Raw genomic sequence first — 14,371 nt, forward strand, 5'->3', positions numbered from 1 at the left:
TATTAAAATATTTTAATAAAAAACATAAAATTTTACATATAAAAATATGTAAAATTTACTTCATCTCAAGGCGCATCAGATACATATCCTCGCCGTCAGTCACCTTTAAATTTTGGCTTTTGCACTTAGGACATGTAAAGTCATTTTCATTAAGCTCTCCGCCAAATCCACAATCCAAACACTCTACAACAATGCCTTGTAAATTTATTACAAGCTCGGCGTTTTCGCAGATCGTGCCAGCCTTATAAACATCAAATGCACTCTCCAGATAGTGTGGCTCCACTCCGCTTAAGCGGCCAATCTTTATCTCGATCTTGCTTATCTCTTTTGCGTTTTCTTTGGCGGCATTTTTCTCGCAAAGGCTAACTAAATTTTGAACGATACTAAGCTCGTGCATTAGCAGATCCTTGGTAGTAGCTCGCCCTTTGGCGGCTCGAGAAATCTTCTTGATTTATAGGCGTTTTCGATGATGACACGCTCGTTTTTAGCTTCCATTACCGTGCCTATTATCATCGCGTTTTTATCAAATTCTCGCAAAATCTCAAGTGCCTCTTCAGCCTGACTCTCATCGACAGCCATCACAAAAGTGCCCTCATTTGCAAGCTCGTAAGGCTCAAATCCAAATAGCTCACAAACGCCCATCACTTCGTCTGCGACCTTGATATTTTCTTCAAAAACCAAGATGTCAAATTTAGCAAATTTAGTCCATTCATTTAACACTGCACTTAGTCCGCCTCTTGTCGCATCACGCATGCACTGCGGTTTTATACCAGCCTCAAATAGCCTCAAAGCAACCTCTTTTAGGCTCTTGCAGTCACTTTTTAGATCAAGTCCAAGCTCAAATTCTTCTCTTGCTGCTAGCACCACGCCGCCGTGTCTGCCAACATCTCCAGAGATGAGAATTTTTGCCCCTGCTTTTAAATTTTTAAGCTCCACACCCTCGCAAACTATCTCGCCGATACCTGCTGTGTTTATGAAAATTTTATCGCATTTGCCCTTTGGCACGACCTTCGTATCGCCGCAAACCACGCTCACGCCGCTATCTTTGCAAGTTTCTGCAAGCGAGCCAAGCACCTTTTCAAGCTCCTCTATACTAAGCCCCTCTTCAATGATGAGCGAGCAGCTTAGGTATTTTGCGCTTGCTCCAACCATTGCTAGGTCGTTTATCGTGCCGCAAGCCGCGATCTTGCCGATGTCACCGCCGTTAAAAAAAATAGGAGTTACCACAAAGCTATCGGAGCTAAATGCGATCTTACTGTTTAAATTTAGTATCGCCGAGTCGTTGCTCTGCCTTAAAATTTCGTTATCAAAAATTTTAAATATCGTCTCGTTTATAAGCGAGTTCATCTCCTCGCCGCCGCCGCCGTGGCTTAGCATTATCTTTTTCATTAAATTCCTTAACCAACTCTTGCGTATTTAAAATACGCCGCACAAGCGCCCTCGCTTGAGACCATGCACGATCCTATCGGATTTTGCGGGTTGCAAACTTTGCCAAAGACTTTACACTCTGTTGGCTTTGCTAGCCCTCTTAAAATTTGCCCACAAATGCAAGCCTTGCTCTCGCTCGTACTCTCTACGCTGCAGTCAAACTGCACTCTAGCGTCAAGATAAGCAAACTCATCTTTTAGCTTCATACCGCTTTGTGCTATCTCGCCAAGGCCTCTCCAGACAAAGTCGCACGGCTCAAAGTACTTAGCTATGAGCTCTTTTGCTCTTAAGTTGCCCTCTTCTTTGACCGCCCTTGCATACTCGTTATAGACTTCATAGGTGCCTGCGTTTTGCTGACGGAGTAAATTTAGCACACTAGCCATGATGTCAAGCGGCTCAAAACCGCTAATGGCGATCGGTCTTTTAAACTCATCTGCTAGCTCTTTGTAAATTTTACTTCCAGTGATGACGCTCACGTGACTTGGCCCCAAAAATGCGTCTATTCTTACGTTTTCATCGCTCATTATCGCTCTAACTGGAGCTGGAACGGTTACGTGATTTATATGAAAGTATAAATTTTTAATGCCTTGCTCAACCGCTTTTTCAACCAAACTTGCGCTCATCGGAGTCGTCGTCTCAAAACCAATGGCAAAAAATATGACCTTCTTATATGGATTTTGTTGGGCTAAATTTAGCGCATCAAGTGGCGTATAAAGTGCCCTTATGTCGTGTCCCTCGCCACGAAGCTTTTGCAAGCTTGTCTTTGAGCCAGGCACTCTTAGCATATCAGCTAACGTGCAAAAGATCACTCCTGGCATGCTTGCTAGCTTACAGGCTTCATCGATGCGGCTCTTTGGCATCACGCAGACTGGACAGCCTGGTCCGTGGACGAAATTTATATGCTCTCCAACCAAACTTGGCAGTGCAAATTTCATAATGCTATGCGTGTGTCCGCCGCAAATTTCCATGATATTTAGCGGTTTTACACTCTCTTTTTGTATGAGTTTTGAAAGGGCTAAAATCAGATCCTTATCGCGAAAATCATTTATAAGATCCATCAAATTTTCCCCGCGTTCATATCGTCAGCGATCTGCCGATAGACTTCAAGACTTTCAAGTGCAAACTGCGTATCGATCTTTTGCATTGCGTATCCAACGTGGATTAGCACGTATTCGCCTACTTTTACTTCTTCTGATATAAGGTCTAGGCTTACTTTTCTAGTAACGCCTAGAGTCTCCACGGTAGCGACGTTATTTTCGTCGATTTCTACCACTTTTGAAGGAATTGAGAGGCACATTATCTCAGCTCTTTTTTAAATTCCAAATAACTTATCCATTTATCGATACCTTCACCAGTTTTACTATCTACCACAAAGATATCAACCTTTGGGTTTAGCTTTCTAGCATCGTTTTTCACTCGCTCGATATCAAAGTCAAAGTGCGGCGCAAGCGATGCTTTTGTGATGAGAAGCACATCAGCAGCTCTAAACATCACTGGGTACTTACTCACCTTATCATCGCCCTCTGGCACTGAAAGAAGCACAGCGTTAAAATGTGAGCCAACGTCATAGCTTGCAGGACAGACTAAATTTCCAACATTTTCTATAAAGACTAGATCAAGCTCATTTAGTGGCAAGTGATGAAGGCCTTCGTGCACCATAAAAGCATCCAAGTGACAGGTCTGACCTGTGCTTATCTGATGAGCCTTTGCGCCAGCCTTTACTATACGGTCGGCGTCTTGATTTGTCTCTAAATCACCCTCAACAACGCCTATTTTAAACTTACCAGCCTTTATCGTAGCCTCTAAAAGTGTAGTTTTTCCAGCGCCTGGGCTACTCATTAAATTTACGCAAAGTATCTTTTTTTCATCAAGATGAGCTCTGTTGTAGGCAGCTTCTTTATCATTTTCAGAGAGAATTTTCTCTATAACGTCTATGGTTTTACTCTCGTTTAGCACTGGATGTGCGTGAGCCTCATGGCTATGTTCGTGCGCATCATGAGCGTGCTCTATATGTCCATCATGAGTGTGTGAGTGCGAGTGAGTGGTGCCATCAGCGTGAGTGTGAACATGGGCGTGATTACCCATTGAACAACCGCAATCTTTGCACATTTTTTTATCCTTTTTTATTAATTTATGGAGATTTTAACTCTTAAATTTAAAAATAAAATTAAATTTTTATGAGTTTTTACAAATGCTTTGACTAAATTTACTTTACTCTTTTTGCCTAATATCATCCAGCTTATCAAAATTTTCATCACCAAATAATTTTTTACTATTCTTTCCAGCACTCTTTTGAATTATTAGATCCTTTAATCTAGCCTTGCCATTTTCCATAACCATCAAAACCGCATATGCATCAACATCTTCTTCTCTCATTTCATTTTCAGTATTAGCCGCACTATCAGGCGACATATAAAACTGCTCTATGCCGTATTTTACTAGTGAGTAGCCATCATATCTACCAGCTAAAAACACTCCATTGTCTGGCTTACTTATACTAAATTTAGCAAAGCTGTAAGTGCCATTAGTATCTGGTTTTAAAACAGCATAAATTCTAGCCCCATCCCTTACTCTCTCATCGTATTGGTCGATATAGCGGTCATCTTCATTATTTTTGTCAAAATTTCTTGAATGAAAATTTGAAAACTCATAGTTTAAATCAACATAATTTCCGCGAAAAAGATCTCTTGGATCATAAAGATTGACCCTTACTCTTACCTCTTGCCCAAAATAAAGTGGCATAAGTGCGTAGCCAAGCATAATGCCAATAAGCGAAATTTGAAAAAACACAGCTACTATTAATACTTTTATCTTCATTTTTTACGTCCTTTTCTAGCAACAACTAGCACTATGAAAGCAAATACCATAAATAGCGCCGTAGTACCGATATAATCACCTATTAGCTGGAAATACCTCACGGCTGCAACCAAAAATATCATACAAAGACCAAGTTTTAACTCACCCTTTTTGATAAGAACCGCAGCTGTTATGATATTTGCGAGCGAAAAAAATATATTTGCATAACCAGGACCGTAGCTAAAGACAAAGGGCAACGACACGAGCAGTGCCCCAAGCAGCAAACCACTCTTGTTTTTTTCTTTAAAAAACAGTGCAAAAGAAGCAACACTAAATAGTATAAAGACAAAGCCAAAGTTGCTTTTAAAAAACGACTTCACAAACCAAAGCTCTTCATCTCCAACCTCAAATAAATCTCTTTCTTCAAATAAAAATAGACAAAGCAACAACACAAAAACGCCAAAATTTTTACCAAATTCTTTTGCAAATGTGCCAAGCCCTACTCTAAATTTATCTAGTAGCGGCGAAATGCTAATAAGTAAAAGTGCATAAGATAGCGATACGATCGCAACCATAGGAAGTCCAAACAAAAATCCATAATCAAATATCGCTCTAAGGCCACTAATGTAGCCGCAAAATGAAATGATGTATATAAAGATATCTATGAAAAGCACAAAAGCAAGCCATTTTGAGTCGTCTTTGTAAAGCGTATATGCGCCAAGTACTATAAAAATGATAAAGCCAAAGCCAAAGTCGCCCTGATAAGCTATCATAAAAAACCAAACTGTCGCAAAGATAAGACTTTGGGCTACCAACACACCTTTCTTACTAGCAAAAGAAACCGCAAACGCTCCGATACTCCAAAGCAAGATACCGCCGCTTGGCTCATCGCTAATGTTATAAATTTGAGCAATAAGAGCAATCGCCGCACCAAAGCAAAAATTTCCAAGAAAAAACATCGCCGTTGATAGATTTTCCTTTCCCTTTGCGAGATAGTAAATTCCACCAAAATTTACAAGTCCAAGTACAAACAACACAAGTGTCAAACGTCCTAGTCTTGGTATCTCTTCCCAATTTGCACCAACAAGCGTAAAAAAAGCCAGCGCAAAAAAGAGATATGCTACGAGTTTTAGGACAAAACTTATCTTGTCACTATGAACATCAGGATCGATGTCATATAAATTTGCTATTTTTATAGCGGTCTCTTTATCGACTATTCCATCACTTTGCCACCGATCCAGCTCTTTTGCTAGAAAAATTCTATTTAAAAAGTTCAACAACAACTCCTTTGCAAGCTCATTAAAACATAAGAAGCCTCTTGGCCAGCGTAAAATGTAGTAATAAGGATCAAATTTTTGTTGTTATTATATAAAAATATAGTGTAAATGCTAAGAAGAGATATTTGGACGAGTTTAAAAATTTTAGAAATTTGAATTTTAGTCAAAGCCCAATAAAAAGAGTAAATGAGCATCAAGTTATCATTTATTCAAATGATACGGAGTTTGCACGAGCAAATCGGCAAAACTCCATATCGATTTACAAAAACCACAAAAACCGCTTAAAAACTATTTTGAAAGACAAATACAATAAACAACGCAACTATGAGAAACCAACTGCTTGCTATACTTGTTAAAAACTCCTAAATTTCCTACCACCGCAAAGACTTTAGCGCGCTAAAATTTAGGAACAGCAGCCTTTGTAAGTTTAGAAAATTTAACACCTTTTAAACCAGCGATTCTCTCAGAAAAGCGTTCTATTTTGGCCGCCTCACCTCTTATAGAAATCGTTTCTAAGCAGTTGTGATGATCTACATGTACGTGATTTGTACAGATTATTTTCACATCAGAGTCATGCTCGATATCCATTTTTTTATTCACCAAATCGTTGTGATGATGCACATAAATTAGCGTCAAAACACCGATCAACTCTTCATTAGCGTCCTTCCAGCTATCATTTACGATCTTTTCACGGATCAGATCCCTCGTAAATTCGCTCCTAGAAGCGTAGCCTTGTTCGCTAACTTTCCTATCTAGTTCGTCTAGTAACTGACTAGGTAAAGAAACACTAAAACGTATAACACTATCCATTTTTTGCTCCTTTCTCGTTTGATTACCGTTTACAATCATTATACATCAGTTCTTTTAAAATGTAGATAAATAATAATAAATTTGCCCTAAATTTACGTTAGAATCGTTGCTACAGAATTTTTTATTGATATAAAATTTCAAATTTGCTTTAGTAAATTTTTTGTAAATGATATCAAGTAAAGTCTTATTTTGAAAAACTCCACCACTTAATAAAACCTCTTTTTTCTCATTTTTAGAAATTTCAAAAATAATATCAGCTATACCATTTATAAATGCCGTTGCAGCCACCCTTGGCTCATCTTTTAAAGCATTTTTAAAAGCCTCTTTAAAGCAGATCACTCCAGCATTTAGACTAAATTTATAACACACATCCAAATTTTTATCATAAAGTGCTTCAAGTCTCATGCCGCTCTCACCCTCAAAGCTTGAGTGAAAAAGACCACAGATAATAGCACCAAATGCGTCAAATATCCTACCAAGCGAGCTGGTACGAACTAAATTTAGCCCCTTTTGCTCCATTTTTTTAAAATTATGAAGTACTTTTTCATCAAAATTTACTAAAAATTTACTAGCTTCGTCCTCAAGTGAGTATTTTAAAATAATAGAATATGCGATTAAATAGATATTTTTGATGCTATTTTCGCCACCAAATAAGCTAAATTCATCAAAATGATAAACTCTATTAAAGCCCTTTTTATCTAGCCTAAAAACCTCGCCACCCCAAATTTTGCCATCTTCCCCGTATCCAGTGCCGTCAAAACAAAAGCCAAGATACTCTTTGTCTGCCAGCTCATTTTCAAATATTACACTTAGTAGATGGGCGTAGTGATGCTGCAGATGAATGAGCTCAAAACCCTGCTCTTTTGCCCATTTTGTATTTAAAAAATTTGGATGCAGATCGGCTATAACTTTATCTATTTTTAGATCATAAGTCTTTTCAAAAAGGGTGAAAATGTCCTTAAACCTATCAAAAGTTGCCACATTTTTTAGATCTCCTATATATGGGCTAACCATTAAAAGGCCGTTTTTATAGATACAAAATGAGCTTTTTAGTTCAGCTCCAAGGGCTAAAAATGCCCCTTTTTGCTTGAAATTTGTATGTATGAAATTTGGATTTAGCCCACGGCTCGTTCTTGTAAAAATTGTCTCATCACCAACACAAAATGCGATACTATCGTCACTTGGCGAGTAAATTTCTCGGTCGTGATCAAGGTAAAAATCTATGACATCACCTAGTTTTTCTCTTAGCTCACTCTCATCTTTTATGACAACTTCGCCTGAAATGTTTGCGCTAGTTGCGACGATATCGTGCTCTAAGTGGTCAAATAGCAAAAGATGTATGCCACTAAATGCGAGCATGACGCCAAGCTTATTTAAATTTGGTGCGACACTTTTTGCGATATTTGAGCCGTTTTTTGCTTCAAGTAAGACGATCGGCTTTAAATTTGAGCTAAGAAGCTTTGCCTCCGCCTCTGAAATTTGCGCTATTTTTCTAGCATTCTCTAAATTTTTACTCATCAGAGCAAAGGGCTTGCTTGGGCGGTGTTTTCTAGCTCTTAGCTCGCTAACTGTGCCTTCATTTGTCGCGTCACAAACCAGATGAAAGCCACCAAGCCCTTTAATGGCTAAAATTTTGCCCTCGTTTATGAGCTTAGCCGCCTCTTTGGCTGCTTCATTTTTGCTAGCCAAGACTTTGCCAAATTTATCTTTTAGATAGAGTTTTGGTCCGCAGTTTGGGCAAGATATCGGCTCTGCGTGATAGCGGCGATTAAGCGGATCTTTGTACTCGCTCTCGCAAAATTTGCACATTTTAAACTCGTTCATCGTCGTATTTATCCTGTCGTAGGGCAATGCTTTGATGATGGAAAATCTCGGTCCGCAGTTGGTGCAGTTTATAAATGGGTATTTGTAGCGTGGATTTGTAGGGTCATAAAACTCGCGCAAGCAGTCATCGCAAAGCGCGTAATCAGGCAAGATAGGCGCTTGTTTGGTGGCTGATTTTGAAGCGATGATCTCAAGCTTTTCATAAATTTTATCTATCTTAAATTTCTTTAGCTCATCGATCCTAGCAAGGGCTGGCAGCTTCTCATAAAGCTCCTTTTCAAAAGCCAAAAAGCTGGCCTCTTCGCCGCTAAAATTTAGCTTCACACCCTCATCATCGTTGTAAATTTCACCAACTAGCTTAAATTTATCCGCTAAAGTATAGACAAAAGGTCTAAAACCTACGCCTTGAACTAAGCCTTTGATCTCATATCTAAAGCTTGATCTCAACGCCAAATCCGGGGTCAAAATTTGTTTTTATATTTGGGTTTAGGTGCTTTTTTATCAAGTTGCTAACTACCTTATTATAAAATAGATCCCCGCTTAAAGTAACATTTTTAATGCTAAATTTATCTCGTTTTTCATAGCTAAAATCGCTCAAAAAGTGCGCCAAAGACTCGGTGCAACCAAAGCTGATGTTCTTCTCTCCAGCGCCAGCAAGGACAAACGAAATGATACTTTTTACAAACTTAACCCCGTCTAAACCAAAGTCATCTTTCATCTTGTAATCGATCCTAACGCCCTTTTGACCGCTAAAATCGCTTGCCATAAGAAGCAAATTCTCCCCTGCTTTTTTAAAGTCATCGCCTAAGCCAAGTATGCGCCCAGCTATGCAAAATAGCGAGAAAAAGCTAGCATTTGAGTTAAATTTACCGCTTGGCAAGGTGTGCTCTTTACTGAAGTTTTCAAGTAGCCTTTCGCCACCCTCCTCGGCTCTTATGAGCTCATAAATTTCTTCAAAGCTACTAAATTTTGGCAAAAATAGAAGCTGCGTTTTGCTTGATTTTGAAAGCAGGTAAATTTCGTCATCACTAAATTTGCTAAATTTTAGCCCCAAAGCTATATCGATAAAATTACTAAGCTCAAATTCCTCGTTTTTTGCATAGAAAAATGGGCTTAAAACTGCGCTATTTTCAAGTAAAATTAGCCTTGAAAGAGCATTTTTTTGCTCCTTTACAGCAATGCTTAAAAAGCTAAAGCCCTCTTTATTTAGCTGCTCGCAAATGGCGTAAAGAAAAAGATCATTTGGCGCCATCACGTCAAAAAATAGCGGTGCATCCTCGTGATTTTGCCTATAAATGGCTGTCGTCTTTAGTGCTAAAAGTGGCTTTTCAAAGCTAGCTAGAAATGTCAAAGCTCTATCATCGGCGATAAAAATTTTTGGTAGCTGCTTTAAATTTACGGGCATCAAGAAATTTGCATCAAAATTTACCCCAAGAGAAATTTCATATAAATTTTCATCTTGCTCTACGCAAATGCTCTTGCCATTTTTTAATAAATTTAGGCAAGCTTTTAGCTTTTCATTAAAATTACCAATTGTTATCTCACCCTCAAATTTACTCTCACATAGCACGCCACTTTCATTTAAGATAGCCTTTTCACTAGTCAAAAAGGTACTCGCTTGAGTCGGAGTTAGGCCGCCAAATTTTATCTCATTTATCTTGCTATCTTCATCAAGCTCACTTGCAGCCAAGACCTCACTGTGCTTTATAAAAAGACTAAATGGCAAGAGTGCGCTTGCTTTATTTGCCACGCTCTCAAGCTCGCTGGCATTACCACTTACCTTTAGACAAATTTCATCTTCTTTGCACTTTATACTATGAGCTAGATCGCCAGCAAGCAAGCGCAAAAATGGCGCTAGAAACGAAGCGTCTTTGTGGCAAGTAAATTTAAAAGCAAGTATCATTTTAAACCTTTTTTAGCGTATTCATCAACGATATCATTTAGGGTGAAATTTGCTACTTTTTCACACTTAAAATCAAGCTCTTTTAAGTGATCAAGTAGCGTTTTTTCTAGGATATTAGAAGCTTTTATCACTTCATCTGAGAGGCTAAAATTTGATGACTCTATACGGCTAGGCACGATACCTAAAATTTTAGTCGTAGGCCTATCGCCTGCAAGCTCCATTAGATGAAGGGTCTGGAGCATCTCTATCTCGTGAGCCGAGCCGTCCCAACTAATAAAATTTGGCACGTTTAGAAAGTCGAAAAAATAAACATCACCTACGCTTGCACCATTTGCGCTAATGCAATCAACGACGATAAGATAGTCAAATTCGCTTATTATGTGAGTTAGGGCGAGGGCTAAAGTGCCCCCGTCCATTAGAGTAAGCTCGTTTTTAGAACTTGTAAATTTATAGTTTTTAACCATCAAATTTACAAAATGAGCACCTATGCCTTCATCGGCAAACATCACGTTGCCGATACCAAGAACCAGCACTCTCATCAGTGTTCTTTTACAAATTTATAGCCACTAACGATAGCGTCCATCGCTCCATTTTTACCTTTAACAGCGTTAAATACCGCCATATAAACATGAATAGGCACAAAAATCATAATGACCCACATACAAATTCTATGTATCGTTCTGACATTTGCTAGTCCGCCCATAAGCTCTTCAAAAAACCTAGCTGGCTCATAAAGTGCTCCGCCAAGTCCCTCATGATAAACATGAACATAAAGCACAAGACCACTTAGGCAAATAAGAGTCAAAATAAGATAAAAGAAAAAGTATGAGGCAAACTGTAAAGGATTATAAACGCCCCTTAAATGCGGGTGTGGCCCCATAAAAAGATAGTATTTGATCTGTGCGATCCAAATTTTTGGATTTAGAAAATCGACCACACTCATCCACTCTTTTTTGCTGTGTTTATCAAAGACAAATAGATAAAATTTAAAGATAAACGCCGCTATCAGCACAAAACCAGCGATCTGGTGAGCCATACGCCACTTTGCTTGCATAAAATTTGTAGGTTCGCTCGTGATCTCTGGGCTCACAAAAACGTATGAGATATAGTAGCCACTCACAACTAAAAGTGTGATCGCTGCAAATCTAATCCAGTGTGTCAGCCTAACGCCGATGGAGAATTCGTATTCGCTGATCCTGTCAGCATTTTTATGTGACATATTCTCTCCTTACAAATTTGGATTTATCTTATAAGTACTCAAATCATTTCCCTTTGTATCCATAACATGCACAGCGCATGCGATGCAAGGATCGTAAGAGTGAATTTTTCGTATTATCTCAAGCGGTTTTGAAAGATCAGCGATCTTTAAACCAACTAAGCACGCTTCGTAGCTGCCCATTTGATTTTGTGCGTCTTTTGGAGAGGCGTTCCATGTGCTTGGCACGACTGCTTGCCAGTTTGTGATAACACCATCTTTTATGCGGCACCAGTGGCTAAGCGCACCTCTTGGAGCATTGCCTTGGAAATTTCCTTTGTACTCTTTTTTGTTATCGATTACATATTTTGCGCAGGTCTCTTGATCTGATTTTAAATTTTCTACCAAGGCATTAAATGCGTCCATTGTGTGATCTGCCACTACTTTTGCCTCGAGCATACGAGTAGCGGTTCTGCCTAGAGTTGAGAAAACCGCACTTAATGGCAAGCCACTCTTTGCTAAAAACTCATCAACCACCTTTTTAACTCTTTCATTGCCTCTAGCGTAGTTTATGACGATGCTTGCGATCGGTCCTACTTGCATAGGCATGCCATCATATCTTGGTGCTTTGATCCAGCTATATTTGCCTTTTGTATCAAAAAGCTTACTATGAGCTAGTTTGCCCTCGGCGTCTATGCTCTCGCCGTCAATAAGGCCTGTGTAGTTTGCCTCAGTCTCGCCGTCATATGGATGAAGCGCTTTGTCGTTTTTATACCAAGACCTAGTAGCTTCTTCAGTGATTTTATTTTCATCGATATCATAAACCTTGTTAAGATCGCCATTTAAGATATAGCCACCTTTAAATAGATGATCATTTTTGCCTATCAAAAACTCATCGTAGCAGAGTAAATTTGCCACACCAACATCGTTTAGAACGCTTGGCTCATTACCATAGGCTTTAGCTGCCATCAAGATATCTGGATAGTAAGCTCTATCTACAAATTCTTTGATCTCGGCAAATTTGCTCATATATTCGCCCATTCTAGCTGGATCCATAAGGTCCATCACGCAGGTCACACCGCCTACTGTTAAGCTTTGTGGGTGTGGGTTTTTCGCGCCAAAGATAGCCATCATCTGAGCCGCTGTTCTTTGGATCCTTAAGCACTCTAAGTAGTGAGAGAGGACGATCAAATTTTGCTCTGGCGTAAATTTATATGTACTATGTCCCCAGTATGCGTTGGCAAATGGTCCAAGGTTGCCCTTTTTAACAAAGGCTTCAACCCTCTCTTTTACCTCTTTTAGTTTGTCAGCTCCAGTGGCAAATGGCAAATCAGTGTATTTAAACGCCTCTTCGCTAGCTTTATGTACATCTGCGCTTAGTGCAGAGACCACATCTGCCCAGTCCATGCCGTGGAGTTGATAAAAATGCACGATGTGATCGTGAAGATATAAAGCTGCGTTCATAAGCGTTCTAGTTAGCTCTGCATTTAATGGAGGCTTGATGCCAAGAGCATTTTCAACTGCGATGATGCCTGCTCGGTAGTGTGAGTATGTACAAACGCCACAAATTCTTTGCATGAAAAAGCCAGCATCTCTTGGGTCTCTGCCTTTTACGATCTGCTCTAAGCCACGCCAAAGAGTTGAACCAGAGTAAGCCTCTTTTACAACATTATTTTCATCTACGACAACTTCTATTCTTAAGTGTCCCTCGATACGTGTTATAGGGTCTATTACTATTCTTTTTTCACTCATTTTTTCGCCTTATTCTTTATCTTTACTCATAGAAGCTATAACAGCGTGAGCTGCTATGCCAATGCCTGTAAGAGCTAAAATTCCGATGCCAACTTTATCGCTGACATTATCAGCTCCAAGACCTAAAACAGTATCAAAGAGTCTATCTGCCATAGGCTCTTCAAATGGTCCCATCGTATCCCAGAAGTCTGGCTCTGAGCAGCCTATACAGCCGTGACCTGCTTGAACTGGCCATGATGTGTGCTGGTTAAATCTCTCGCGTGAGCAGTTATTAAATGTATATGGACCTTTACAACCTACTTTATATAAGCAGTAGCCATTTTTTGCGCCTTCATCGCCGAAATTTTGGACAAACTCGCCAGCGTCAAAGTGACCACGTCTTTCGCAAAGATCGTGAATTCTTAAGCCATAAGCCCATTTTGGTCTATTGTAAACATCAAGTGCTGGAAGTGTGCCAAAAAGCAAGAAGTGAAGCACGTTGCCAACGATATTTTTCTCACTTGGTGGACAGCCCGCAACATTAATAACTGGCTTATCAGTTACCTTTGAAAGTCCCACTGAATTTGATGGATTTGGCCTTGCAGCTTGAATGCCACCAAAGCTAGAACAGGTGCCGATCGCAAAGATAGCAGCTGCGTCTTTTGAAGCATTTACAGCATGAGTTTTACCTGTTGTGCCATGAGGTCCAACTGTTAGAAAATTTTCAGTCGCACCAGTTGGGATACCGCCCTCAACTAGCAAAATGTATCTGCCTTTGTATTTTTCGATCGCACTCTCTAAATTTTCTTCAGCCTGCCAACCAGAAGCTGCCATGATAGTTTCGTGGTATTCAAGGCTTATGTAGTCAAATATAAGACTATCTATGCTTGGAGCATCGGTTCTTAGTAAGCTCTCGCTACAGCCTGTGCATTCTGCCATATGAAGCCATATCACAGGAAGCCTATCGCTAAGCTCAGCAGCACGAGCAATCATCGGTGTCATCGCACTTGGTAGAGCCATAAAAGCTGTCATCGCACCAGCCCACTTCATAAAATCACGCCTCGTAAAGCCCTTATCTTTTAAAAGCTGCGCAATACTTGAGTCGCTTTTCATCTTAGGCAACGCACTAAGCTCACTTAAGCGTCTATCTATCTTTTGACGCAAGTCATTATTCATATAAGCTCCTTTGCTTGAAAATTTTACTTTTGTTAATAATATCTTTGTTTAAAGAAGTAAAAAATTATTTTATAAAATTAATATTTATAATTAAATAAATTTTAACTAAAAAATTTAAAATCCCTTTTTTGCGATATATTTTCAAAATATAAAAAATAATATTTTGAAAAATTTTATTTTGATTTGATGAATTTTCAATATTTTAAGCATATTATTCTGAAAGTAAATATC

Annotated in this window: 14 protein-coding genes; all 14 read right to left on the reverse strand. The window is 39.2% G+C overall.

The features are described 5' to 3' along the window. Nucleotides 1–55 precede the first annotated feature (55 nt). Nucleotides 56–397 carry a hydrogenase maturation nickel metallochaperone HypA gene (gene hypA, locus CYP64_RS05660; protein ID WP_103649003.1) on the reverse strand — a complete coding sequence of 114 codons (342 nt, stop codon included), beginning with the start codon at nucleotides 395–397 and terminating at the stop codon, nucleotides 56–58. After that, nucleotides 397–1,389, reverse strand: coding sequence for a hydrogenase expression/formation protein HypE (hypE, locus tag CYP64_RS05665; protein ID WP_103649004.1), 993 nt, complete (start codon nucleotides 1,387–1,389; stop codon nucleotides 397–399). Before hypE ends, hypA begins: the two co-directional genes overlap by 1 nt. Nucleotides 1,390–1,397: 8 nt before the next feature. Continuing rightward, complete coding sequence (gene hypD, locus CYP64_RS05670) at nucleotides 1,398–2,486, reverse strand: hydrogenase formation protein HypD (RefSeq protein ID WP_103649005.1); 1,089 nt, start codon at nucleotides 2,484–2,486, stop codon at nucleotides 1,398–1,400. Beyond that, the gene (locus CYP64_RS05675; RefSeq protein ID WP_103649006.1) at nucleotides 2,486–2,725 is read right to left on the reverse strand and encodes a HypC/HybG/HupF family hydrogenase formation chaperone; all 240 of its coding nucleotides are present in this window, start codon (nucleotides 2,723–2,725) and stop codon (nucleotides 2,486–2,488) included. The genes hypD and CYP64_RS05675 overlap by 1 nt, the downstream gene beginning before the upstream one ends. Continuing rightward, entirely contained in the window at nucleotides 2,725–3,537 is an 813-nt protein-coding gene (hypB, locus tag CYP64_RS05680) for a hydrogenase nickel incorporation protein HypB (RefSeq protein ID WP_103649007.1), read from the reverse strand. Before hypB ends, CYP64_RS05675 begins: the two co-directional genes overlap by 1 nt. A 102-nt stretch (nucleotides 3,538–3,639) precedes the next feature. Continuing rightward, nucleotides 3,640–4,245, reverse strand: coding sequence for a GDYXXLXY domain-containing protein (locus CYP64_RS05685; RefSeq protein WP_103649008.1), 606 nt, complete (start codon nucleotides 4,243–4,245; stop codon nucleotides 3,640–3,642). Beyond that, nucleotides 4,242–5,501 (reverse strand): DUF2157 domain-containing protein, encoded by a 1,260-nt coding sequence (locus CYP64_RS05690; protein WP_103649009.1) that lies wholly within the window; start codon nucleotides 5,499–5,501, stop codon nucleotides 4,242–4,244. The genes CYP64_RS05685 and CYP64_RS05690 overlap by 4 nt, the downstream gene beginning before the upstream one ends. Nucleotides 5,502–5,897: 396 nt before the next feature. Then, nucleotides 5,898–6,311: a nickel-responsive transcriptional regulator NikR gene (gene nikR, locus CYP64_RS05695; RefSeq protein ID WP_087584539.1), complete on the reverse strand. Its 414-nt coding sequence runs from the start codon at nucleotides 6,309–6,311 to the stop codon at nucleotides 5,898–5,900. Nucleotides 6,312–6,365: 54 nt separating this feature from the next. After that, on the reverse strand, nucleotides 6,366–8,582 hold the full coding sequence (gene hypF, locus CYP64_RS05700; RefSeq protein ID WP_103649010.1) for a carbamoyltransferase HypF: 2,217 nt from the start codon (nucleotides 8,580–8,582) through the stop codon (nucleotides 6,366–6,368). Next, nucleotides 8,566–10,038 carry a hypothetical protein gene (locus CYP64_RS05705; protein ID WP_103649011.1) on the reverse strand — a complete coding sequence of 491 codons (1,473 nt, stop codon included), beginning with the start codon at nucleotides 10,036–10,038 and terminating at the stop codon, nucleotides 8,566–8,568. The genes hypF and CYP64_RS05705 overlap by 17 nt, the downstream gene beginning before the upstream one ends. After that, complete coding sequence (locus CYP64_RS05710; protein WP_103649012.1) at nucleotides 10,035–10,577, reverse strand: HyaD/HybD family hydrogenase maturation endopeptidase; 543 nt, start codon at nucleotides 10,575–10,577, stop codon at nucleotides 10,035–10,037. Before CYP64_RS05710 ends, CYP64_RS05705 begins: the two co-directional genes overlap by 4 nt. After that, nucleotides 10,577–11,257, reverse strand: a complete 681-nt coding sequence (cybH, locus tag CYP64_RS05715; RefSeq protein ID WP_021091370.1) for a Ni/Fe-hydrogenase, b-type cytochrome subunit — start codon at nucleotides 11,255–11,257, stop codon at nucleotides 10,577–10,579. Before cybH ends, CYP64_RS05710 begins: the two co-directional genes overlap by 1 nt. A 9-nt stretch (nucleotides 11,258–11,266) precedes the next feature. Further along, nucleotides 11,267–12,985 carry a nickel-dependent hydrogenase large subunit gene (locus CYP64_RS05720; protein ID WP_103649013.1) on the reverse strand — a complete coding sequence of 573 codons (1,719 nt, stop codon included), beginning with the start codon at nucleotides 12,983–12,985 and terminating at the stop codon, nucleotides 11,267–11,269. Between the two features lie 9 nt (nucleotides 12,986–12,994). After that, nucleotides 12,995–14,140 carry a hydrogenase small subunit gene (locus tag CYP64_RS05725; protein ID WP_103649014.1) on the reverse strand — a complete coding sequence of 382 codons (1,146 nt, stop codon included), beginning with the start codon at nucleotides 14,138–14,140 and terminating at the stop codon, nucleotides 12,995–12,997. Between the last annotated feature and the right edge of the window lie 231 nt (nucleotides 14,141–14,371).

This window comes from Campylobacter concisus (assembly GCF_002913945.1).
In the GTDB taxonomy this organism is placed as follows: domain Bacteria; phylum Campylobacterota; class Campylobacteria; order Campylobacterales; family Campylobacteraceae; genus Campylobacter_A; species Campylobacter_A concisus_P.